Consider the following 23,213-nt stretch of genomic DNA (forward strand, 5'->3'; position numbering starts at 1 on the left):
GTCAGCGCCGTACCAGCCGGCACCCCGGTGTTCGACGCCCCCGGCTTACCCGCCGGCACGGCGGTCGCGCTGGTCGTGCTGGCTGACGGGGTGCTGGTGGTCGAGGTGGTGGCCGTGCTCGTGGGGGACGTCGTGGGGGACGTGCTGGTGCTCGGGCTCGTGGGGGACGTCGTGGGGGACGTCGTGGGGGACGTGGTCGGGGACGTGGTCGGGGACGTCGTGGCCGTGCTCGTGGGCGACGAGCTGGTCGTCGGCGTGGGCTGCGGAGCGGGGTGGACGACGGTCACCAGGCGGCGCACGCTCAGGGAGGTGACCCGGACGCCGTTCGCCCGGGACAGCGCCGAGGTGTAGAAGGCGAGACCGGACGCCCCCGTGGCCGTCAGGCGCGCAGCGCTCTGGTCGGTCCCGGTCGCCTGCCAGGCGGGAGTGGCCGAGCCGAGCTTCCACAGCTTGCTGGCCAGGCTGACCGGGGAGGTGCCGGACACGCGGGCGCGCAGCACGTAGTACGTGCCGGCCCTGGCTCGGGTCGCGAGCGTGACCGTGCGACCGACCGTGGTCAGCTGGTCCCGGCTGTTGGCCCGTGAGGTCTGGAGCTGGAGCACGCCGCCCTGGGCGACCCGGACCCGCTGGATGTAGGTGATGGTGCCGTGCTGCCGGGAGGTGATGCCCACCCAGGTGCCGTTCCCCCTGGTGGGCAGGGAGGTGACCTTGAAGACGACGGTGGTCTCGCTGTCCCGCTCGTGGGTCCCGCTGAGGTAGGCCCGACGAGTTGATCCGGTGCGGACGACGACGCCGCCGGTGGCGCCGCCCACGGAGAAGTCGTGCTTGCCCTGCAGGACCCAGGCTCCGCCGGTCGTGGCCGAGCCCCAGCTGCTGCGCCGAACGCGGGAGAAGGTGTCCGATGCGACCGTGCTGGACAGCTCCAGCGTCGTCGAGGACGCGAGCTCGGCCTGCGGCAGCGGCAGCGCAGGGGCCGCCGCCTCGCCGGACCCCACGGTCCCGACCAGCAGGGCCCCGACGACGCTGACCCCGGCCACGGCGGGGGCGAGCCGGGCGAGCGCGGACGCCAGGCGCCCCCCGGGCCGCGGCAGGCGCACGACGTGCGCGACCACGGTGACGGTCGGCGCTGCTGAATCACGAGTGGGGCGCGTGCTCTCGGCCATAGCAGGGCAACGGTCTAGTCACCCCCACCCTGTAGTCGGATGATCTTGAGTTCACCCAGGCGGCCCAGCACGCAAACAGCGCGATGCCCGACCGGTGACTAGTCACCGGCCGGGCATCGGCATTGCTGTGGGTGGGTCAGGCGCGGGCGCCTCGCTTGCGCGTGGCGGCCACCAGGAACGCACCGCCGGCGGTCAGGCCGACACCAGCGGCCAGCCAGATGGCGACGTCCGTACCCGTGTACGCGAGCGCCGGGCTGTCGGCGTTCGAGCTCTGCACGGTCGGCGCCGTCGAGGACGACGGAAGCACGCTCACCGTGGCGGACGGTGTCGGTGCCGGGTAGTCGTTGTCTGCCGCGTTGGCCACTGCGGGCCCGCCGAGGACGGCCACACCGCAGAGCACCGCTGCGGCGGCGGAACGACGAAGCGTGCTGCGCATGATCTGAACCCCTTGACTCAAGCGTGGACAACAACCCAGTGGAACAAGGACAACGCTACATGGCGTAGTGCTCCACCCGCAGGCATACCCCCGAAGAGGGCCAAAGAATGACGCTGCGTAGTGGAAGGTTCGCCGGACGCGCTACGGCACGCGCTGCCCGGCGACCTTCACCACGGTGGGTGAGGACGTCACGGGCGGCACCACGGTGGTCATCCCCTGGCCGCCGCCGAGCGACACGGTCAGGGTCCGGTGCTCACCGCGCGGGATCGTCATGGTCACGCGCAGGACGTTCCACCCACGCTCCGTGCCCGCGCCGAACGCCACGGGCTTGCCGTCGAGCTGGGCGCCGCGGACCGACACGGTCGGGGGCAGGTGCACCTGGACGACGACCTGGTGGGTCGTCGGGTCGGCGCCCGGCAGATGGTTCTGGGCGTAGCCGGCGACCGTCGCAGGTGCCTCGTTGCGCACCGACACGTCCAGCGCGCGACCGGGCGCGAGGTCGATGGACACCCGATCCCAGTAGTCGAGCTTCGAGGCGTCCGTGTTCACGAGCGAGACCCGGGCCGTGCTGCCGTCGGGCTTGCCGAGGCCGCCGTCCGCGCCCAGGTTCGACAGGGCCTGCTGGACGGACCCGACGGGGCTCCAGGCCATGAGCTGACCCTGCGAGGTGGCGTCCCGCAACGCCTGCACGAGCTTGACGCCGTCCACGTTGCTGGTGGTGAGCTTGCCGAAGACCGACTTCAGGACGTCCTGCACGTAGGCGTTGCGCACCGTGGTGTCCGGGATCGTGCGGTAGATGTCGGCGCCGAACAGGTCCGCGGCGTTCTGCGAGGTGATCTGCGGACCTCGGGCCACCTTGACCGGGCCGGTGACCTCGAGCAGCCGGGCCAGGGCACGGGGGGTGATGCTCACGATGGTGCTGCTGGTCGGTGCGCTCTGGCCCCCGCTCTGGCTCGTGTAGCGCCGGAAGCTCGCGGCGAGCAGGGGGGCCGCCCGGGTGAAGTCGGGGGACAGGTTGCTGTTGCGGACGTCGCGCAGCTGGGGTCCGTAGAGCGCGACCAGGTCGCGCGGCAGCTCGTCGGTCGGCGTCTTGTAGGGGATGACGTCGTCGTTCACGTCGGTGCGCACCAGGTCCAGACGGCCGCGGTCGGCCTTGATGACCGCCAGGGCGCCGATGATGCCGCCGGTCCCGCGGGCCTCGGACGGGTTCTGGACGCCGACCAGGATGCCGCTCGGGTCGTCCGCGCCGAGCACCTGCGCGGCGACGACCAGACCGTCCGCCGCCGTGGCGACCGAGGAGTTCACCAGGTCGACGGCGTTGCGCGCCTTCTCGATCGGGCCGCGCAGCGGTTCGGCGACGCCCTGCAGGTTGATCTCGTCGACGGCTTGGGCCGAGTGTGCGGCCGGAAGCTTCGCGCGCTCGACGTCGGCGCGGAGCACCGCCAGCCGGTCCGAGTCGATGCTGCCGTCGGGGCGGCGCGCGCGGTCCTGCAGGGTGCCGACCACGCCGAGCAGGGGGTCGACGGTGCCATCCACCGTGTCGTGCAGCGCGAAGACCGTGCGGCGGACCGCCTTCAGGTCGTCCCCGTAGTACGGCGCGGCCTGCGGCACCAGCCACTGCGGCCCGGCCAGCGCCTTCGTCGCAATGGTCAGGTGTCGGGACAACGAGACGATGCCGTCGCCGGCACCCGAGATGTCCTCCGCCTTCAGTGCGGCCTTGACCCGGTCGCCGTCCGCCTGCGCCGACCGCAGCGCCAGGCCGGCCACGATCCCCTCGAGGACGAGCAGGACGACGAGCGCGAGCAGCAGACCGAGGACGATCTTGATCGCCAGACGCGCCCAGGAGCGCCCGCGGGTGGCGAGGTCGTCGTCGGCATCGACGGCCTCGAGATCAGTGGCCTGCACCGTCGAAGGCTAACTGCCGCCCTGCTCGCGCCGTGGCGGTTTGCCGGAACCTCCACGGTTGACCGGTCCGAGCACGACGCGGGCCACGTGCTCGCGGTAGCGGCGCGGCGAGTAGCGGCGGGCGGCCTCGGCGACGTCGTCCGGCATCTGGGCCAGGACCTGCGGCCAGTCCCCGACCAGCTCGGCGAGGGCGTCGGCGAGGGCCTGTGGGTCGGCGGGCGGGACGCTGCGGGTGGCCTTCAGCCCCTCGACCGCCTCGAGCAGCCCGCTGGTCGCCGAGGCGACGACCGGCCGTCCGGCGAGCACCCCCTCGACCGCGGTGTTGCCGAACGGCTCGTCCAGGCGGGACGGGACGACGAGGACGTCGGCGCCGGCCAGCAGGGTCCAGACGTCGGAGCTGAAGCCGTGGAAGGTGACGCGGTCCGTCAGGGCGAGCCGGGCCACCTGCTCGCCCAGCTGCTGCTCGTACCACTCGTACCCGGGGAAGACCGCACCGACGATGCCCAGACGGGCCCGGTGCCCGGACTGGTTGAGCAGCCCGACCGCGGCCACGGCCACGTCCACGCCCTTGCGCTCGGACAGCCGCCCGACGTACAGCACGCGCAGCTCGTCCGTGACGTCCGCCCGCAGGGGCGTGACGTCCGCCGGGCCGGGGATGCCGTTGTAGACGACCTCGCTGGTGCGCTCGAGGCGGCCGAAGGTATCGGCCAGGACGTCGGCGCTGAACTGGCTGTTGACCACGAGGCGGTGCGCGAGCAGCAGCGGGGCGACCAGCGCCCGGCGGACCACGGGCCGCGCCGACCGCTCCGCCTCGTGCACGTGGCAGACCACGTCGGCCCGCACCAGGCGCGCCAGCACGAGCCAGAGCGGAGCCGTGATCGTGCTGACGTAGACGACGTCCGGCCGGACCCGGCGCAGCAGCCGCATCCCCGCCGGCACGGCGGCCGCGGTGGCCGCGAGCAGCCGCAGCAGCCCGGTGGGTGACAGGTAGGCCTTGCGCAGCACCGGCGTCGGGGTGAACACGACCTCGACGCCGAGCTCGCCCAGCAGCTCGGTCAGCGGGCCGGGGGTCGGCAGGGTGACCACGACGCGAGCGCCCTGCTCGAGCAGGCCACGCACGGTCTCGACCATGACGCGGTCCGAGCCGTACAGGTCCGCGCCGGGGTGCGTGACCAGCACTGTCGTCCCCATGCCCACCTCTGGTCGCCACCCCGAGCTCGTCCGCCGGTCGGGTCGATCCTTCCATGCGGGTGGGTGGCCCGGGGGGCGGATGCGGGGTTTGTCAGCGGTCCCGCATAGGCTGAGGGACTCATGAGCCTGAGCTCGATCCTCCCGCCGTTGCTGGCCGACGCCGCGCTGGCGCAGGCCCGCGACCTCGCCCGCTCCGGCGGCGTCCGCACGCTCGACCTGTCCGCGCCGGCCGGGGCCTGGCCGCTGGTCGCCAGCGCGCTGGCCTCGTCGGACCCGACCGCGGCCGGCCGCCCGCTGCTCGTGGTCACCGCGACCACCCGTGAGGCGGAGGACCTCGCCTCGGCGCTGTCCTGCTTCCTGCCCGGTGACCGGGTCGTGGACTTCCCGTCGTGGGAGACGCTGCCGCACGAGCGGCTGAGCCCGCGCAGCGACACGGTCGGGCGCCGGCTCGCCGTGCTGCGCCGGCTGGCGCACCCGGACCCGTCCGACCCCACCGCCGGCCCCGTATCCGTCGTGGTCGCCCCGGTCCGCGCGGTGCTGCAGCCCATCGTGGCCGGCCTCGGCGACCTGGAGCCGGTGCGGCTGGCGACGGGTGACACGGCCGACCTCGAGGACGTGGCCCGAGCCCTCGCCGGCGCCGCCTACGCCCGCACCGACCTGGTGGAGCGGCGCGGTGAGTTCGCCCTGCGCGGCGGCATCCTGGACGTCTTCCCGCCGACCGAGCAGCACCCGTTGCGGGTCGAGTTCTGGGGCGACACGGTCGAGGAGATCCGCTACTTCGCGGTCGCCGACCAGCGCAGCCTGGAGATCGCCGAGCACGGGCTGTGGGCGCCCCCCTGCCGCGAGCTGCTGCTCACCGACGCCGTCCGCGAACGGGCCCGCGCGCTCGTGCCGCAGCTGCCGGGCGTCGCCGACCTGCTGGCGAAGGTGTCCGAGGGCATCGCGGTGGAGGGCATGGAGTCGCTCACCCCCGCCCTGGTGGACCGCATGGAACTGCTCGTCGACGTGCTGCCCGAGGGGGCGATGGTGCTGGTCTGCGACCCCGAGCGCGTCCGCGCGCGGGCCCACGACCTGGTCGCCACGAGCGTCGAGTTCCTGGACGCGAGCTGGGCCAACGCGTCGGCCGGCAACGTCACCCCGATCGACCTGGAGGCGGTGCTCGGCACGGCGTCCTTCCGCGAGCTCGCCGACGTCCGCGAGCACGCGCTCGCGGTGGACGTCCCGTGGTGGACCGTCGGGCCCTTCGCGGTCGACTCCGAGACGGCCAGCGGTGGGGACCACGTCCGGTCGGACGACGGCGGGTCGGTTGGCGGGGCGCTCGCGCTCAGCCTGGATGCGCACGACGTGGACTCCTACCGCGGCGACACGGTCCGCGCGCTGGACGACCTGGCGTCCTGGACGTCGTCCGGCTGGCGCGTCGTGGTGGTCAGCGAGGGCGGCGGCCTGGCCCAGCGCGTCGTCGAGGTGCTCGGCGAGCGCGAGGTGCCGTCCCGGCTGACGGCGTCGCTGGACGACCAGGAGCCCGCCGCCGGCATGGTGGAGGTGACGACCGGTCGGCTGGCCCGCGGCTTCGTGGCCCCGGGGGTCAAGCTCGTGCTGGTCACCGAGACGGACCTGACCGGGACGGCGGGCCAGTCCACCAAGGACATGCGCCGGATGCCGTCGCGCCGGCGCAACGTCGTCGACCCGCTGCAGCTGCGGCCGGGCGACCACGTCGTGCACGAGCAGCACGGCGTCGGCCGGTTCGTCGAGATGATGCAGCGCACCGTGGCGGACTCGACCCGCGAGTACCTGGTGATCGAGTACGCGTCGAGCAAGCGGGGCCAGCCGGCGGACCGGCTGTTCGTGCCGAGCGACTCCCTCGACCAGGTGACCAAGTACGTCGGCGGCGAGGCGCCCACGCTCAACAAGCTGGGCGGCGGCGACTGGGCGAAGACCAAGGGTCGCGCGCGCAAGGCGGTCAAGCAGATCGCGGGCGAGCTGATCCGGCTGTACTCGGCCCGGATGGCCTCGCCCGGCTACGCCTTCGGCGCGGACACGCCGTGGCAGCGCGAGCTCGAGGACGCCTTCGCCTACGTCGAGACCCCGGACCAGCTGGTCACCATCGACGAGGTCAAGGCGGACATGGAGCGCTCGGTCCCGATGGACCGGCTGATCTGCGGCGACGTGGGCTACGGCAAGACCGAGATCGCGGTGCGTGCGGCGTTCAAGGCGGTGCAGGACGGCAAGCAGGTCGCGATCCTGGTGCCGACCACCCTGCTGGTGCAGCAGCACTTCAACACCTTCTCCGAGCGCTACGCCAACTTCCCGGTCGTGGTGAAGGCGCTGTCCCGCTTCCAGTCCGACAAGGAGGCCGCGGCCGTCAAGGACGGCATCCGCGACGGCAGCGTCGACGTGGTCATCGGCACCCACCGCCTGCTGACCACCGACTTCCGGTTCAAGGACCTCGGCCTCATCGTGGTCGACGAGGAGCAGCGCTTCGGCGTCGAGCACAAGGAGCAGCTGAAGGCGATGCGCACGGCGGTGGACGTGCTCGCCATGAGCGCCACGCCGATCCCGCGCACGCTCGAGATGGCCGTCACCGGGATCCGCGAGATGTCCACTCTCGCAACGCCTCCGGAGGAGCGCCACCCGGTGCTCACCTTCGTCGGGGGCTACGACGAGAAGCAGATCGGTGCGGCGATCCGGCGCGAGCTGCTGCGCGACGGCCAGGTGTTCTACATCCACAACCGGGTCAGCTCGATCGAGAAGGCCGCCAGCCGGCTGCGCGAGCTGGTCCCCGAGGCGCGGATCGCCACCGCGCACGGCCAGATGGGCGAGCACAAGCTCGAGCAGGTGGTCGTCGACTTCTGGGAGAAGAAGTTCGACGTGCTGGTCTGCACGACGATCGTCGAGACCGGCCTGGACATCAGCAACGCCAACACGTTGATCCTCGAGCGGGCGGAGAACTTCGGCCTGTCCCAGCTGCACCAGCTGCGCGGCCGGGTCGGCCGCGGCCGCGAGCGGGCCTACGCCTACTTCCTGTACCCGCCCGAGAAGCCGCTCACCGAGACGGCGCTGGACCGGCTGCAGACGATCGCCCAGCACACCGACCTGGGCTCCGGCATGCAGGTGGCGATGAAGGACCTCGAGATCCGCGGGGCCGGCAACCTGCTGGGCGGCGAGCAGTCCGGGCACATCGCGGGGGTCGGCTTCGACCTGTACGTGCGCCTGGTCGGCGAGGCCGTCGCCGAGTACCGCGGCGACGGCGAGCAGGCCCCGGCCGAGATGAAGGTCGAGCTGCCGGTCGACGCGCACCTGCCGCACGAGTACGTGCCGGGGGAGCGGCTGCGGCTGGAGGCCTACAAGAAGCTGGCCGAGGCCGACACCGAGCAGGCCGTCGAGGCGGTCAAGGACGAGCTGGTCGACCGGTACGGCACCCCGCCGCAGCCGGTGCAGAACCTGCTGGACGTCGCGCGGCTGCGGGTGCACGCCCGGCGGGCCGGGCTCACGGACGTGGCGGTGCAGGGCAACCACATCCGCTTCGCCCCGGTGGAGCTGCGCGAGAGCCAGCAGCTGCGGCTGACCCGGCTCTACCCGGGCTCGCTGGTCCGGCCGGCGGTGCGCGCGATGATGGTGCCGAAGCCGACCACGGCGCGGATCGGCGGTCGCCCGCTGCGCGACGAGGAGGTGCTGCGCTGGGCCCGCGACGTGGTCGACGCCGTGCTGCTGGACTCGGTCGGCGCCGCCGCCTCAGCGAGCGGCGGCTGAGCCCCACCGTCCGACATGTGGACGGCGGCCGTGCGAGCAGGTGCTCGGCCGCTCCGGTTGCCTACGCTCGTGCCGTGCCTGACCACCGCCGCGACGCCGAGCTCGCTCGCGGGCTGGCGGACGAGGCGGGGCGGCTGCTCCTGGACGTCCGGGAGCAGGGGCTCACCGGACGCGAGCTGGCGGCGGACGGCGACGCGCGCTCGCACGAGCACCTGCTGGGCCGGCTGCAGCAGGAGCGCCCAGGCGACGCGGTGCTCAGCGAGGAGGGTGAGGACGACGCAGCCCGGCTGAGCAGCGAGCGGGTCTGGATCGTCGACCCGCTGGACGGCACCCGCGAGTTCGCCGAGGCCGGCCGCACCGACTGGGCCGTGCACGTCGCACTCTGGCAGCGCGACGAGCTGGTGGCCGGGGCGGTCGCGCTGCCCGCACGCGGCGTCACGTTCGGCACCGACGTACCGGCCCGACGTCCGACCGGGCTCCCCGCACCGATCCGGCTGGCGGTCAGCCGCAGCCGCCCACCGGCGTTCGTCGGCGCCCTCGCCGAGCGGATCGGCGCCGAGCTCGTCCCGATGGGCAGCGCCGGGGTGAAGGCCACGGCCGTCCTGGACGACGCCGCAGACGCCTACGTGCACGCCGGCGGTCAGTACGAGTGGGACTCGGCCGCGCCCGTCGCGGTGTGCCGTTCGTCCGGTCTGTGGACGTCGCGGCTGGACGGCAGTGCCTTGAGGTACAACCGACGTGATCCTCTGCTGCCGGACCTGCTGGTCTGCCGGCCCGAGATCGCGGAGCTCCTGCTCACCGAGCTCCGCGCCTACCTGCCCGAGGTGGACTGACCGTGGACGACGCGACGAGGTACCAGCTGACCCAGCTGCAGACCCTCGAGGCCGAGGCGATCTTCATCTTCCGCGAGGTGGTGGCCGAGCTCGAGCGGCCGGTGCTCCTGTTCTCCGGCGGCAAGGACTCCATCGTCATGCTCCGGCTGGCCGAGAAGGCGTTCTACCCGGCCCGCATCCCGTTCCCGGTGATGCACGTCGACACCGGCCACAACTTCGCCGAGGTGCTGGCCTTCCGTGACCACCGGGTCGACCAGCTCGGCGTCCCCATGATCGTGGCCAGCGTGCAGGAGGCCATCGACAACGGCTCGGTCGTCCAGCCGCCGGACGGCACCCGCAACCGGATCCAGACCCCGGTGCTGCTGGAGGCGCTGGAGAAGCACCGGTTCACCGCGATCTTCGGTGGGGCCCGCCGCGACGAGGACAAGGCCCGCGCCAAGGAGCGGATCTTCTCGTTCCGCGACGACTTCGGTCAGTGGGACCCGAAGAACCAGCGTCCCGAGCTGTGGAGCCTCTACAACGGTCGGATCCACGCCGGCGAGAGCATCCGGGTCTTCCCACTGTCCAACTGGACCGAGCTCGACATCTGGCAGTACATCGCCCGCGAGGGCCTGGAGCTGCCGTCCATCTACTACGCGCACGAGCGCGAGGTGTTCGAGCGCGCGGGGATGCTGTTCGGCGTCCACGAGGTCTGCCAGCCCAAGGCCGGCGAGCCGGTCCGCGTCGAGCGGGTGCGCTACCGGACGGTCGGCGACGCCAGCCTGACCGCCGCGGTGCTCAGCGACGCCGCCACGGTCGAGGAGGTCGTGGCCGAGGTGGCGGCGACCCGGGTCACCGAGCGCGGCGCGACCCGCGGCGACGACAAGTTCAGCGAGGCCGCCATGGAGGACCGCAAGCGGGAGGGCTACTTCTGATGGACATCCTGCGCTTCGCCACGGCGGGCTCGGTGGACGACGGCAAGTCGACGCTGATCGGCCGGCTGCTCTACGACACCAAGACCGTGTTCGAGGACCAGATCGAGTCGGTCGAGCGGGCCAGCCGCGAGCGCGGCGACGAGCACACCAACCTGGCGCTGCTCACCGACGGCCTGCGGGCCGAGCGCGAGCAGGGCATCACGATCGACGTCGCCTACCGGTACTTCGCCACCCCCAAGCGCACGTTCATCATCGCGGACACCCCCGGGCACATCCAGTACACCCGCAACATGGTCACCGGCGCCTCGACCGCCGACCTGGCGCTGGTGCTGGTGGACGCCCGCAAGGGCATCCTCGAGCAGAGCCGCCGACACGCGTTCCTGGCCACGCTGCTCGAGGTGCCGCACCTGGTGCTGTGCATCAACAAGATGGACCTGGTCGACTACTCGCAGGAGGTGTACGACCGGATCCACGACGAGTTCCGCGCGTTCGCCACCAAGCTGCGCATCCCCGACCTGACGGTCGTCCCGGTGTCCGCGCTCAAGGGCGACAACGTGGTGACCCGCTCGCCGAACATGCCCTGGTACGAGGGCTCCAGCCTGCTGCACCACCTGGAGAACGTGCACGTGGCCAGCGACCGGAACCTGATCGACGTCCGGTTCCCGGTGCAGTACGTGATCCGCCCGCAGTCGGACGCCTGGCACGACTACCGCGGGTACGCCGGGCAGGTCGCCGGCGGGGTGATCAAGAAGGGCGACGAGGTGATGGTGCTGCCGTCCGGCTTCACCACCCGGATCGCCTCCGTGGCCACCGCGGACGGCGAGGTCGACGAGGCCTACCCGCCGATGTCGGTGACGATCCGGCTCGAGGACGAGATCGACGTCTCGCGCGGGGACATGATCTGCCGGCCGCGCAACGCGCCCGTGGCGGCGCAGAACCTGGACGCGATGGTCTGCTGGATGGACGAGTCGGCCTCGCTGCAGGTCGGCCGCAAGTACGCGATCAAGCACACCACCCGGACCGCGCGGGCCGTCGTCCGCGACCTGCAGTACCGGCTCGACGTGAACACGCTGCACCGGGACGAGAGCGCGGACTCGTTGTCGCTCAACGAGGTCGGCCGGGTGCGGCTGCGCACCACCGCCCCGCTGATGACCGACGAGTACTCGCGCAACCGGACGACGGGTGGGTTCGTGCTGGTCGACGAGGCCACGAACCGGACCGTCGCGGCCGGCATGATCACCTCGGCCGGCTGACCCGGCTGCTCAGCTCAGCCAGCCACCGGCGCGCAGGTGCGCCAGGACGACGTCCAGCGCCTGCTGCTCGGTGAGCCGGGAGGTGTCGACGACGACGTCCGCGTCGTCCGGCTCCTCGTAGGGGTCGCTGATCCCGGTGAACTGCGGCACCAGGCCGGCCCGGGCGCGAGCGTAGAGCCCCTTGACGTCACGCTCCTCGCAGACCTCCAGGGGCGTCGCCACGTGCACCAGCAGGAAGTCGCCGACCTGCTCCACCCGCTGCCGCACCTCCTGCCGGGTGGCCGCGTACGGCGCGATGGGTGCGCAGACCGCGACCCCGCCGTGCTCGGCGACCAGGCTCGCGACGAAGCCGATCCGGCGCACGTTCGTCTCGCGGGCCGCCTTGTCGAACCCCAGGTCGGCCGACAGCAGCCGGCGGACCTCGTCGCCGTCCAGCACGCTGGTCGTGCGCTCGGTGCGGTCGCGGACGTGGTCGGCCAGCGCCGCGGCCAGCGTGGACTTGCCCGACCCGGACAGCCCGGTGAACATCACCACCAGCCCGCGCCGGGACGGCGGCGGTCGCCAGCGCTCCAGGTGGGTCGCGACGTCGGCCGCCACCAGCGTGGTCGGCAGCGGGTCTGCCCGGTCGAGCCGGCCGAGGACCTCGCGCCAGCGGGCGTCGCCCGCGCCGAGCACCTCCGTGCGTGCCGCGCCGAACGCCCGGCCGACGGCATCGGCCAGCGCCCGGTCGCTGGCCGGGTCGCGGAACGCGAAGGGCACCTCGGCGAGCCGGGTCGCCGAACCGGTGGGGAGTCCGGCGCGGACCGCCTCCCGCAGGGTCCGCGACGGCATCCCGTCGGGGGTGGCGCCGCCGGTCGGCACGAGCACCAGCGCGACGTCAGGTGCCGGCTCGTCGGCGAGGAAGGGTCGTCCGGCTAGCACGGCCTGGACGGCGGGGACGGCAGGGACGGCGGGGACGGCGGGGCCGGACGCCGGGTGCTCGGTCCGGATGGCGGCGGCCAGCGCTCGCACGCGGCCACGGATCCCGCCCGGTTCGCCGCGGACGTCGTCCAGCGCCGCGACCGGGATGCCCTGCCGGTCGGCCAGCAGCACCTGACCGGCCCGGACCGCGGCGGTGGCCTGCGGGTCGGGCAGCGCGAGCCCGACCTGGTGCTCGGCACCGCCGGCCCCCTCGTCAGGGTCGGCCAGCGTGCCGCCGAGCCGGCGGAACGGCAGCCGCACGCCGAGCAGGACGAGGGCGAGGTCGGCGAGCTCGAGGTCGGTGGGGGACAGCACGGGAGCGTCCTTCGGGTGGTTCACGAGCCTCCTGCCGTTCGGTGCGCTCGATCGCTGCGACGGCCAATTCCATCGTCCGGGGTCGGGTGGCGTCCAGTCCCGGGCTCCGAGGTCTTAGGCTGTGGGCGCGGCACGGGCAGGTCGGGGCACAGCCTCGCGGCCCGTCAGGCATCAGGGCAGCGAAGGGACAGCGGTGTTCGACACCAGAAGCGTCGTGGGGCGGAGCGGGCTACGAGCCGCGGTGGTGGCCGTGGCGTTGGGGCTCGCGGTGTCCGCGTGCACCCCGGCCAAGGCCGGCGCCGCCGCGATCGTGGGGGACCGGCGGATCACCAGCCAGCAGGTGAACGACTCCAGCCAGGGCATCCGCGAGGGCAACCCGCAGCTGGCTCAGGGCGACGGCCTGGAGCGCACGGTGCTGTACTACCTGGTGATCTCGCCGTGGGTGCTGTCCGCGGCGCAGGCCACCGGCAACGGGGTCAGCAACCAGGAGGCCGCCAAGCTGCTGCCGAAGACGACCACCCCGGACCCGGGTTCGATCCTGGTGCTGCGCACCTTCACCGCCCTGCAGAAGATGCAGCAGGCCGGCGCCAGCGAGGCACTGGCCCAGGTGCAGAAGGACATCGGCGCCGCCGACCCCAAGCTGAGCCCCCGCTACGGCACCTTCGACGTCCAGCAGATGTCCATCGTGGACGCCCCGCCGAACTGGGTGGTCCCGAAGTCCGAGCCGACCGAGTCCACGAACCCCGGTCAGCCCTGACCAGCCCACTGCAGGAGGACCAGCTGGCGGGCGGCCAGCTCGTGCTGCTGGTCGCCTCACCGCGGGTCGCGCCCGGCCTGCTCAGCCGGGGCGGTTGGCAGGCGCTCGACGCCGCCGACCTGGTGCTCTGCGCCGACCCGGCGGACGCGCTGCCCGAGGCCGTCGCCGAGGCCGGGATCGACGTCCGGGTGGAGGAGTCGCCGGACGTCGCCTCCCGGGCCCGCGCGCTCGTGCAGCGGGCGGCGACCGCGACCCTGGTCTGGCTCGGCTCGCCGGACGCCGACCCCGGCCTGACCGACGCACTGGCCATGGAGCTCTCCCGGGTCGCGGCCACCGGCGACCCGCCGACCGTGGAGATCCTGGTCGCCAGCCACGACGTGCCGGGCTCCCGGCTGCTCGACCTGGTCGCCGTGATGGACCGGCTGCGCTCACCCGGCGGCTGCCCGTGGGACGCCGAGCAGACCCCGACCTCGCTGGTGCCGTACCTGATCGAGGAGGCCTACGAGGCGGTCGAGGCGCTGGAGTCCGGCGACCCGGCGGCCGTGCGCGAGGAGCTCGGCGACGTCCTGCTGCAGGTGGTCTTCCACGCCCGGATGGCGCAGGAGGGCGAGCAGCCCTTCGACGTGGACGACGTGGCCGCCGGCATCGTCGCCAAGCTGGTCCGCCGGCACCCGCACGTCTTCGCCCCCGATGCCGGGTCGGGCGGCACGTCGGCGTCCGACGTCCAGCAGAACTGGGATCGGCTCAAGGCGGCCGAGAAGGGCCGCGAGAGCGTCCTGGACGGCATCCCCGCCGCGCTGCCCGCGCTGGCCCGCGCCGAGAAGGTGCTCGGCCGGATCGAACGGGACGGCGGCGGCGCCGTCCCCGAACCGGTTGGCGACGCCCTCGCCGACGCCCTGCTCACCCTCGTCGCCCAGGCGAGGGTCGACGGCCGCGACCCCGAGGCCGTCCTGCGCGCCGCGGTGCGCGAGCTGGAGCAGCGGCACCGCGACCACCCCGACCACCCCGACCGTGAGGTCCGCGGATGAGCCCGGCGCCGGTGCCCGAACGCTTCTGGCAGACCGCCCGGACGGCGCTGGACGTGCTGCTCGAGCACGACCCGGTCCGGGCCACGACGCTCGGTGACCACCGGTTCGACCGGCGGCTGCCCGACCTGTCACCCGATGGCGTGCAGGCGACGCTCGGTGACCTCGCGGACGCCACCGGCGCGCTGGACGACATCGACGACGCCGAGCTGGGCCCGCAGGACCGGACCGACCTGGAGCTGCTGCGCGGCCGGCTCACCGCCCGCACCTGGAGCCTCGGCGACCTGGCCGAGCAGACCTGGGACCCGCTGCTGTCCCTGCCCGGGCCGGCGATCTACTCGCTGGTGGCCCGCGACACCGGCGTCCCCGAGGACCGGGTCCGGGCGCTGGCCGCCCGGCTGGCGGCGATCCCGGAGTACCTGCACACCGTCCGTGACCAGCTCGGGCAGCTGCCGCGGGTGCACGTCGAGACGGCCGTCCTGCAGGCCCGCGGCGCGCTGTCGCTGCTCGGCGAGCCGGTGGACGCGCTGCTGGCCCGCGCGCCGGTCGTCGACCTGGACGCGCTGCGCACGGCGGCCGCGGACGCCCTCGAGGAGCACGCCGGCTGGCTGGCCGACCAGCTGCCCGAGTCCGACCGCGACCCCCGACTCGGGGACCGCGCCTACGCGGCCCGGCTCTGGTACGCGCTGGACACCTCGACCGGACCGGACGCCCTGCTGGACCGCGCGGAGAGCGACCTGATGGCCGTCGAAGAGCGGATCGCCGAGGTGGCGGCCCAGCTGGCCCCGCAGCTCGGGGTCGACGCGGACCCGGCCGGCCGGGTCCGCGCGGTGCTGGACGCCCTGGCCGCCGGCGCGCCGGTGACCGATGCCGACGTGCTGGACCGCTGCCGGGCGCACCTGAGCGACCTCACCGCACTCGTCCGCGAGCACGAGCTCGTCACCGTGCCCGACGACCCGGTCGAGATCATCGAGATGCCGGAGGTGAACCGCGGCGTCGCGGTCGCCTACTGCGACCCGCCCGGCCCGCTCGAGCCCGACCTGGCCACGGGTGGCCCGGCGCCCACGTTCTTCGCCGTCGCCCCCACCCCGGACGGCTGGTCCGCCGAGCGCGTCGCGTCCTTCTACCGCGAGTACAACGACCACATGCTGCGGAACCTGTCGGTGCACGAGGCCATGCCCGGCCACGTCCTCCAGCTCGCGCACGCCCGGCGCTTCCGCGGTTCGACGGCCGCGCGCGCGGCCCTGACCAGCGGCACGTTCGTCGAGGGCTGGGCGGTCTACGCCGAGGGTCTGGTCGCGGACCTCGTCGAGCAGCTGGAGCCCGGCTCGGTCGGCGCGCTCGCGCTGCGCATGCAGCAGCTGAAGATGCTGCTGCGCTGCACCATCAACGCGATCCTCGACGTGCGGGTGCACACCCGCGGCATGACCGAGGCCGAGGCGATGGCGCTGATGACCACCCGCGGCCACCAGGAGGACGGCGAGGCGGCCGGCAAGTGGCGCCGGGCCCTGCTGACCAGCGCCCAGCTCTCGACGTACTACGTCGGTCACGTCGAGGTGTCCGCGCTGGCGGCGGACCTGCGCGCCGCGCGCCCGCAGTCCCGGACCCGCGTCGTGCACGACGCGCTGCTCGCCCACGGGTCGCCGTCCCCGCGGCTGCTGCGGTCCCTGCTCGAACTCGGCTGAACGGCTGCGGGCGGCGTCCCGGTTGTGCCAGGGTGAGCGCGCAGGAACCCGATCAGAGGGGCCAGCCATGCTGCGTCGTCCCGTGGTGGTCGTCACGCTCGTGATCGCGGTCGCCGCGATGCTCGCGGTACCCGGCGCCACGGTGCAGGCCGCATCCCCGACCGTGCACTTCACCGCGGCCGGCGACTACGCGACCACGGCGAACACGAGCCTGGTGCTGGACGGCATCCACGCGAACGCCCCCGACCTCAACCTCGCGCTCGGCGACCTGTCCTACGGCGCCGTCGGCAACGAGCAGGCGTTCTGCGACCTCGTCACCGGCAAGGTCGGGTCGGGCTTCCCGTTCGAGCTGATCTCCGGCAACCACGAGAGCAACGGGTTGAACGGCAACATCAACGACTTCTCCGCCTGCCTGCCCAACCAGCTGCCCGGGGTGACCGGAACCTACGGCCGGCAGTGGTACGTGGACTACCCGCGGTCGAACCCGACGGTGCGGTTCGTGATGATCTCGGCCGGGCTGGGCTTCTCGGACGGCAACTGGGACTACAGCGTGGGGTCGCCGCGCTACCAGTGGACGGCGGCGGCCGTGGACGGCGCGCGAGCGAGCGGCATCCCCTGGGTGGTCGTCGGCATGCACAAGCCCTGCGTCTCGGTCGGCGAGTACGGCTGCGAGGCGTCGGTGCAACCGATCATCTCGATGCTGCTGCAGAAGAAGGTCGACCTGATCCTGTCCGGTCACGAGCACCTGTACCAGCGGTCCAAGCAGCTGGCGCTCGGCGCCGGCTGCCCGTCGCTCACCCTGAACGCCTACAACGCCAGCTGCGTGGTCGACTCCGACGACCAGCTGGTCAAGGGCGCCGGGACGGTGCTGGCGACCGTCGGCACCGGTGGGACGCCGCTGCGGGACGTCGACCCGGCCGACACCGAGGCCGCCTACTTCGCGCAGTTCCAGGGCGCGAACACCGCCGCGAGCTACGGCTTCCTCGACGTGGTCGCGGACGGCGACCAGCTCACCGCCCGGTTCGCCCCGGTGACGGGCGCGTTCAGCGACCTGTTCACCATCACCCGCTCGACCACCCCGGTGAACAGCCCGCCCACGGCCTCGGTCGCGACCCCGGTCTGCAGCGCGCTGACGTGCACGTTCGACGGCACCGGATCCAGCGACCCCGACGGCACGATCTCGGCCTGGGACTGGACCTTCGGCGACGGCACCACCGACACCGGAGCCACCCGCGGGCACACGTTCGCGACCGCCGGCACGTACCCGGTCACGTTGCGGGTCACGGACGACGACGGCGCCACCGCGACGGCCAGCACCTCCGTCACGGTGTCCGCGTCCCCGCCGCCGTACGCGTCCGACGGCTTCACCCGAACGGTGGCCAGCGGCTGGGGCAAGGCCGAGACCGGGGGGAACTGGACGGCCGGCTCGTCCGGCCAGGCCTCCGTCAGCGGTGGAGTCGGCAAGCTGCTGATGGCGACGCCCGGGGCGGGCCCGTACGCCTACCTCGGTTCGGCCAACGCGCTGAACACCGACCTGACCACCTCCCTGTCGATGGACAAGAACGGGACCGGCAGCGGGACGGCGTTGTGGTTCCGGGCCCGGCACGTCCCGTCGGGCGCGGAGTACCGGCTGCGCTTGCGCTGGCTGACCGGCAACGTGCTCTCGATGAACCTGTCCCGCTTCGACACCGCCGAGACCGTGCTGGGCTCGACCGTGTCACTGCCGGGTGGGGTCACGGCCGGGGAGCCGCTCAAGCTGCGCTGGCAGGTGCTGGGAACGGCTCCGACGACGCTGCGGGCGAAGCTGTGGCGGGCGGCCGATCCCGAGCCAGCCGCCTGGACGGTGTCGGCGACGGACTCCACCGCGGCTCTGCAGGCCGCCGGGTACCTCGGGCTGTACACGTACTTCTCGAGCTCGTCCACCAACGCACCGGTCGTGCTGAGCATCGACGACTTCCGGGCCGTCAGCCCCTGATCGGGCGTCGGGCGGTCGAGTCCGCGCGCCAGGTGACACGATGCCGGGATGGCTGACCTGGTGCTGCACGGCGGCGTGGTGTTCGACGGCGAGAAGGTCCTGCCCGGCGCGACCGCCGTTGCGGTGCGGGACGGCCGGGTGCTCGCCGTCGGCTCGGACGACGAGGTTCGCGCCGCCGTCGGCGACGCGACCGAGGTGGTCGACCTGGCCGGCCGGCTGGTGCTGCCGGGCTTCACGGACGCGCACGTGCACCCGGTCCAGGGCGGCGTCGAGCGGCTCGGCTGCGACCTGACCGGCGCCACCGGGGCAGCCGACACCCTCGACCGGGTCCGCCGGTTCGCCGACGCCCACCCCGAGCTGGACTGGATCGTCGGCGGCGGCTGGCTCAAGGAGTACTTCGCCGCCGGTCTGCCCACCGCTGCGGCCCTCGACCAGGCGGTGCCGGACCGCCCGGTCATGCTCCGTGACAACAGCCACCACGCGGTGTGGGTGAACTCCGAGGCGTTGCGCCGGGCCGGCGTGGCGCCGTCCCAGCTGCCGGACCCCGGCCACGTCGGCACGCTGCACGAGGAGGAGATGGACCTCGTCGCCGCGCACGTCCCGGACGAGACCCTCGACGAGCAGGTCGCCGGGCTGCTGGAGGCACAGCGGTACCTGCACGGCCTCGGCGTGACCGGCTGGCAGGACGCGATCGTCGGGGCCTACGCCGGCCACCCCGACCCGACCGCGGCGTACCTGGCGGTGGCCGCCCGCGGACTGCTCACCGCCCGCGTCACCGGGGCCCTGTGGTTCCCCCGCGGCACCACCGCGGAGCGGCTGCCGGACGTCGTCGCCGACCTCGTGCGCCGCCGGTCCGACGTGGCCGCCGCCGTGCCGGACGGCCGGTTCCGCGCCGGGACCGTGAAGGTCATGCAGGACGGCGTGGTGGAGAGCCGCACGGCTGGCCTGGTCGAGCCGTACGTCGAGCTGCCCGGCTGCGCCTGCGAGCCCCGCAGCGGCCTGTCGTACGTGGACCCGCAGGTGCTGCGCGACGCAGCGGTGCTGCTGTCCCGCAACGGTTTCCAGCTGCACGTGCACGCGATCGGCGACCGCGCCGTCCGGGAGTCCCTGGACGCGCTGGAGGCCGCGCTGGCTGACCCGGACGCCGTCCCCGACCTGCGCCACCACGTCGCGCACCTGCAGGTCGTCGACCCGGTCGACGTCCCACGGTTCGCGGCGCTCGGCGTGACCGCGAACTGCCAGGCGCTGTGGGCCTGCCACGAGGCCGCCATGGACGACCTGAACATCCCGATCCTCGGCCCGGTGCGCTCGTCCTGGCAGTACCCGTTCGCCAGCCTGGTGCGGACCGGCGCGGCGCTCGCGATGGGCTCGGACTGGCCCGTCTCGACGCCGGACCCGCTGGCCGCGATCGAGGTCGCGGTCACCCGCCGTGAGCCGGGCGGCGACCGCCCGGCGCTGCTGCCCGACGAGGCGCTGGACGTCGTGACCGCGCTGTCGGCGTACACGCTCGGCTCGGCTCGGGTCACCCACCGGGACGACGGCGGGAGGGTCGCCGCCGGTGCGCTGGCCGACCTGGTGGTGCTGGACCGCGACGTCACCGCCGTGCCGCCCGACGAGATCTCCGGCGTGCAGGTCGACCTCACCCTGGTCGACGGTCGCCTGGTCTGGGAGCGGTCGTGAGCGCGCTCGTGGACGCCCAGCACGCCCGGGCGCGCGAGGTGCTCGGGTCCGAGGCCCTGGCCTACTACGAGTCCGGCGCGGGGGCCGAGCTGACGAGGCGCGAGGCCGAGGCCGCCTGGAGCCACTACCGGCTGCGGCCGCGGGTGCTGACCGACGTGGCCGCGGTCGACCTGTCGCTGGACCTGCTGGGCACGCACCTGGCGACGCCGCTGCTGGTGGCGCCGACCGCCTACCACCGGCTGGCCCACCCGGACGGCGAGGTCGCGACGGCTCGCGGCGCCGCGGCCGCCGGCGCCCTGCTGACGCTCTCGGCACGGGCCAGCCAGCCGCTGGAGTCCGTGGCGCAGGCGGCCGCCGGGCCGTGGTGGTTCCAGGTCTACGCGACGCGCGACCCCGCAGTGCACCGCGGGCTGGCCGTGCGGGCCCGGGACGCCGGCGCCACCGCGCTGGTGCTCACCGGTGACACGCCCTTCGTCGGGCGCAAGCCGCTGTCGGACTCCCTCGGCATCCCCGGCATCGAGGACATGGTGGCGGTGAACTCGGGCGCCCACCTGCGCCCGGACGCCGCGACCGACGCCGCCGACCAGTGGCCGTCGGCGACCACGGACCTGGTCGCCGAGCTCGCGGCACTGACCGGGCTGCCGGTGCTGGTCAAGGGGGTGCTCCGCGGCGACGAGGCGGCGCGCTGCGTCGACGCGGGGGCCGCCGGGATCGTGGTGTCCACCCACGGCGGTCGCCAGCTCGACCGGGTGGTGCCGAGCGCGGTCGCGCTGCCCGAGGTGGTGGCCGCGGTCGGCGACCGGGTGCCGGTGCTGGTCGACGGCGGGCTGCGCAGCGGCCTGGACGTGCTGACCGCCCTGGCGCTGGGAGCCCGGGCGGTGCTGCTCGGGCGGCCGGTGCTCTGGGCGCTGGCGGCCGGTGGAGCGGCTGGGGTCCGCGAGCTGCTGGACACGCTGACCGACGACCTCGCGCACGTGATGGCGCTGGCCGGCGCACCCACCCTGGACGCCGTCACCGCCGACCTGGTCACCCGCATCGAGCGGCCCGTCGAGCGGCCTGTCTAGCGGACGACGGACGGCGACCAGGCCCCCGCGACGAGCCGGGTCGGTGCACCGGAGCCGTCGGCGGGAACGGCCCACACGTCGGTCACCGCCTGCCGGGAGTCCGCCCGCAGCAGGCCGTAGGTCACGGTCGCGTCGTCCAGCCACTCGAGCTGGTCGTCGACGCTGCGGGGCTCGGCCAGCCGGGTCTCCACCCCGGTGGCCAGGTCGTAGCTGACCAGCCGCCACTGACCCTGCGGCAGGCCCAGCCGCTTCTTGTAGGCGACCCGGGTGCCGTCGGGCGACAGCGCCGGGCACTCGGCGTCCGACCGGATGGTGGTGAGCGTTCGGTGGGCCAGGCTGCCGCGGGCCAGCCAGGTCCGCCCGCCCCAGGCCACGGTCGCGTAGAACGTGTCGTCGTCCGCGGCGAACGTCACCCCCCAGATGTTGCGGTCCTTCGGGGCGATCTCGTGGCCCCGGTGTCGCAGCGTGAACCGCTCGAGGTCGCCGTAGGACGCCCCGCCGACCCGGGTGACCAGGGTCTGGGTCGAGAAGGTGGTCGAGGCGTACGAGTGCCCGGACACGAACGCCGTCGTCGCGGCCAGCGAGCCGTCCGTGGACAGCCGCGCCCGGCTCGCGATCCCGTTGAGCTCCAACGGTTGCAGGGCGTGCAGGTCGGCGTCCAGGACCCGGGCGGTGTAGGTCAGCGTCACCCCGCGGTCCTGGGCGAGGCAGAGCACCCGGTGCGCCGTCGCGTCGACCCGCTCGCAGCTGGTGGCGGTGACCGCGCGCGGGCCTGCCGGGTCGGCCAGCGCGACCATCGACACCTTGCCGTACGAGCTGTCGTGCACGGTGCTGCGGAACACCAGGTGCGGGCCGGCCGCGATGGCGGCGGCCCGCGGGCCGTCGGCGGTGGCGGTGGCGCTCCGCCGGGACTGCGCGTCCAGGTCGGAACGGGCGTCGGCCAGGTACCACCCCGTGCCGGCGACGGCGAGCACGGCGACGGCGCCGAGGGCCACCAGCCGGCCCCTCACGGCGTGGCCACCGGGGCGGCGCCCCCGCGGTCCAGCCGCAGCACCAGCCGGCCCAGCGCCAGCAGCGCGACGAGCAGCGCCGCTGCGACGACGAGCAGGGCCGGCGTGCGGCCCAGGGTGAACCAGAGCAGGCCGAACAGCAGGGACGAGGCGAACCGGGCGAGCGCCTGCACCGTCTGGGCCGTGGCGATCCCGCTGGCCCGGACGTCGGGGTGCGTCAGCCGTCCGGACAGCGCCGCCAGGATGCCGTCGGTCGCCGCGTAGTAGGTCCCGAGCAGCAGCAGGCAGAGCAGGGTGGTCGCGCCACCGACCGGCCCGGCGGCGGCCAGGTAGGACGCCAGCAGCGCCACGTGCCCGAGCAGGAAGACCTTGGCCCGCCCGACCCGGTCGCCCAGCCGGCCCAGGGGGATCGCCAGGGCCAGGTACGCCAGGTTCGTGCCGACGTACAGCAGCGGGAACCAGGCCGTGGCGAGGTCGTCGCGCTGCTGCAGCGACAGGTAGAGGAACCCGTCACCGACGGTCAGCAGGCCGAGCACCGCCGCGGCGAGCAGCAGCCGGGCCAGCCGCGGGTCCCGCAGCAGCCGCAGCGAGGGGCGGGGAGCGGGCGTGGGGGTGCTCGCTGGGCCCCTCGCTCGGGATCGCCGCGGTCTCAGGTCGGGCACCGCGAGCACCAGCACCGCGAGACCCACGACCGCGAAGGCGAACGAGACCACGAACACGGAGTGGTAGGAGTCCGGCAGCTGCCAGAGCACGACGAACGCCAGCAGGGGACCGATCGCGGCGCCCACGGTGTCCAGCGCACGGTGCGTGCCGAACGCCCGACCGAGCGTGGCGTCGTCCGAGGCGGCCATGATCATCGCGTCCCGCGGGGCCGTGCGCAGACCCTTGCCGAGCCGGTCCACGGTGACCACGGCGGTCACCGCCGCGAACCCGCTCACCGCGAGCAGCGCCAGCCGGGTCAGCGCGGACAGCCCGTACCCGCCGACCGCCACCCACTTCGGGTGGTCCCCGCGGTCGGCCAGCCAGCCGCCGAGGATCCGGACGACGGCACTGGCCCCCTGGTAGACGCCGTCCACGAACCCGTAGGCGAGCGGGCTCAGGCCGAGGGCGCCGGTCAGGTAGAGCGGCAGCACGGCGGCCACGGACTCCGAGGACACGTCGGTCAGCAGGCTCACCAGGCCGAGCAGCAGCACCGTGCCGGCGACCCGGCCGGATCCACCGGCGGGGCCTTCGGTCTTCCGCCCCTCGCGCAGACTCAGGTACATCGCCGGTTCCTCGTCGTGGTGCCGTCTCGTGA

16 protein-coding genes and 1 pseudogene are annotated in these 23,213 nt (G+C 73.9%); 10 read left to right on the plus strand and 7 right to left on the minus strand.

The genetic code is table 11. From position 1 onward, the window contains the following. From ABEB17_RS14085 to ABEB17_RS14100, 4 genes and pseudogenes are all read right to left on the minus strand, one after another. Nucleotides 1-1,112 (minus strand): annotated as a pseudogene (locus tag ABEB17_RS14085) (hypothetical protein); the annotation flags it as partial. 187 nt (nt 1,113-1,299) lie between these two features. Beyond that, entirely contained in the window at nt 1,300-1,599 is a 300-nt protein-coding gene (locus tag ABEB17_RS14090) for a hypothetical protein (protein ID WP_345717371.1), read from the minus strand. 141 nt (nt 1,600-1,740) lie between these two features. Further along, nucleotides 1,741-3,504, minus strand: a complete 1,764-nt coding sequence (locus ABEB17_RS14095) for a DUF4012 domain-containing protein (RefSeq protein WP_345717372.1) — start codon at nt 3,502-3,504, stop codon at nt 1,741-1,743. 9 nt (nt 3,505-3,513) lie between these two features. Beyond that, nucleotides 3,514-4,695 carry a glycosyltransferase family 4 protein gene (locus ABEB17_RS14100; RefSeq protein WP_345717373.1) on the minus strand — a complete coding sequence of 394 codons (1,182 nt, stop codon included), beginning with the start codon at nt 4,693-4,695 and terminating at the stop codon, nt 3,514-3,516. Nucleotides 4,696-4,815: 120 nt separating this feature from the next. Between ABEB17_RS14100 and mfd the strand changes: the two genes are divergently transcribed. The 4 genes from mfd to cysN all read left to right on the plus strand — a co-directional run bounded on the left by mfd (nt 4,816) and on the right by cysN (nt 11,445). Beyond that, nucleotides 4,816-8,445 (plus strand): transcription-repair coupling factor, encoded by a 3,630-nt coding sequence (gene mfd, locus ABEB17_RS14105; RefSeq protein ID WP_345717374.1) that lies wholly within the window; start codon nt 4,816-4,818, stop codon nt 8,443-8,445. A 74-nt stretch (nt 8,446-8,519) separates the two neighbouring features. Further along, complete coding sequence (locus tag ABEB17_RS14110) at nt 8,520-9,278, plus strand: 3'(2'),5'-bisphosphate nucleotidase CysQ (RefSeq protein ID WP_345717375.1); 759 nt, start codon at nt 8,520-8,522, stop codon at nt 9,276-9,278. 2 nt (nt 9,279-9,280) lie between these two features. Next, nucleotides 9,281-10,192, plus strand: a complete 912-nt coding sequence (cysD, locus tag ABEB17_RS14115; protein ID WP_345717376.1) for a sulfate adenylyltransferase subunit CysD — start codon at nt 9,281-9,283, stop codon at nt 10,190-10,192. After that, nucleotides 10,192-11,445 (plus strand): sulfate adenylyltransferase subunit CysN, encoded by a 1,254-nt coding sequence (cysN, locus tag ABEB17_RS14120; protein ID WP_345717377.1) that lies wholly within the window; start codon nt 10,192-10,194, stop codon nt 11,443-11,445. The genes cysD and cysN overlap by 1 nt, the downstream gene beginning before the upstream one ends. Before the next feature lie 9 nt (nt 11,446-11,454). On the opposite strand, the gene cysC is transcribed toward cysN, so the two are convergent. Beyond that, nucleotides 11,455-12,720, minus strand: coding sequence for an adenylyl-sulfate kinase (cysC, locus tag ABEB17_RS14125; protein WP_345717378.1), 1,266 nt, complete (start codon nt 12,718-12,720; stop codon nt 11,455-11,457). Nucleotides 12,721-12,913: 193 nt separating this feature from the next. Between cysC and ABEB17_RS14130 the strand changes: the two genes are divergently transcribed. From ABEB17_RS14130 to ABEB17_RS14155, 6 genes are all read left to right on the plus strand, one after another. Then, the gene (locus tag ABEB17_RS14130; RefSeq protein ID WP_345717379.1) at nt 12,914-13,477 is read left to right on the plus strand and encodes a hypothetical protein; all 564 of its coding nucleotides are present in this window, start codon (nt 12,914-12,916) and stop codon (nt 13,475-13,477) included. A 41-nt stretch (nt 13,478-13,518) separates the two neighbouring features. Then, the gene (locus ABEB17_RS14135) at nt 13,519-14,505 is read left to right on the plus strand and encodes a nucleoside triphosphate pyrophosphohydrolase (RefSeq protein ID WP_345717380.1); all 987 of its coding nucleotides are present in this window, start codon (nt 13,519-13,521) and stop codon (nt 14,503-14,505) included. Then, on the plus strand, nt 14,502-16,187 hold the full coding sequence (locus ABEB17_RS14140; protein WP_345717381.1) for a DUF885 domain-containing protein: 1,686 nt from the start codon (nt 14,502-14,504) through the stop codon (nt 16,185-16,187). Before ABEB17_RS14135 ends, ABEB17_RS14140 begins: the two co-directional genes overlap by 4 nt. Before the next feature lie 67 nt (nt 16,188-16,254). Continuing rightward, the gene (locus ABEB17_RS14145; protein ID WP_345717382.1) at nt 16,255-18,162 is read left to right on the plus strand and encodes a PKD domain-containing protein; all 1,908 of its coding nucleotides are present in this window, start codon (nt 16,255-16,257) and stop codon (nt 18,160-18,162) included. A gap of 48 nt (nt 18,163-18,210) precedes the next feature. Then, a complete protein-coding gene (locus ABEB17_RS14150) occupies nt 18,211-19,842 on the plus strand; it encodes an amidohydrolase (RefSeq protein WP_345717383.1) in 1,632 nt (543 codons plus the stop codon). Continuing rightward, on the plus strand, nt 19,839-20,906 hold the full coding sequence (locus ABEB17_RS14155) for an alpha-hydroxy acid oxidase (protein ID WP_345717384.1): 1,068 nt from the start codon (nt 19,839-19,841) through the stop codon (nt 20,904-20,906). The genes ABEB17_RS14150 and ABEB17_RS14155 overlap by 4 nt, the downstream gene beginning before the upstream one ends. Here ABEB17_RS14155 and ABEB17_RS14160 read toward each other — a convergent pair. Then, entirely contained in the window at nt 20,903-21,916 is a 1,014-nt protein-coding gene (locus ABEB17_RS14160; RefSeq protein ID WP_345717385.1) for a TolB family protein, read from the minus strand. The two genes, ABEB17_RS14155 and ABEB17_RS14160, sit on opposite strands and share 4 nt — an antisense overlap. Further along, on the minus strand, nt 21,913-23,181 hold the full coding sequence (locus tag ABEB17_RS14165) for an MFS transporter (protein ID WP_345717386.1): 1,269 nt from the start codon (nt 23,179-23,181) through the stop codon (nt 21,913-21,915). Before ABEB17_RS14165 ends, ABEB17_RS14160 begins: the two co-directional genes overlap by 4 nt. Between the last annotated feature and the right edge of the window lie 32 nt (nt 23,182-23,213).

Source organism: Angustibacter luteus, assembly GCF_039541115.1.
GTDB lineage: Bacteria > Actinomycetota > Actinomycetes > Actinomycetales > Angustibacteraceae > Angustibacter > Angustibacter luteus.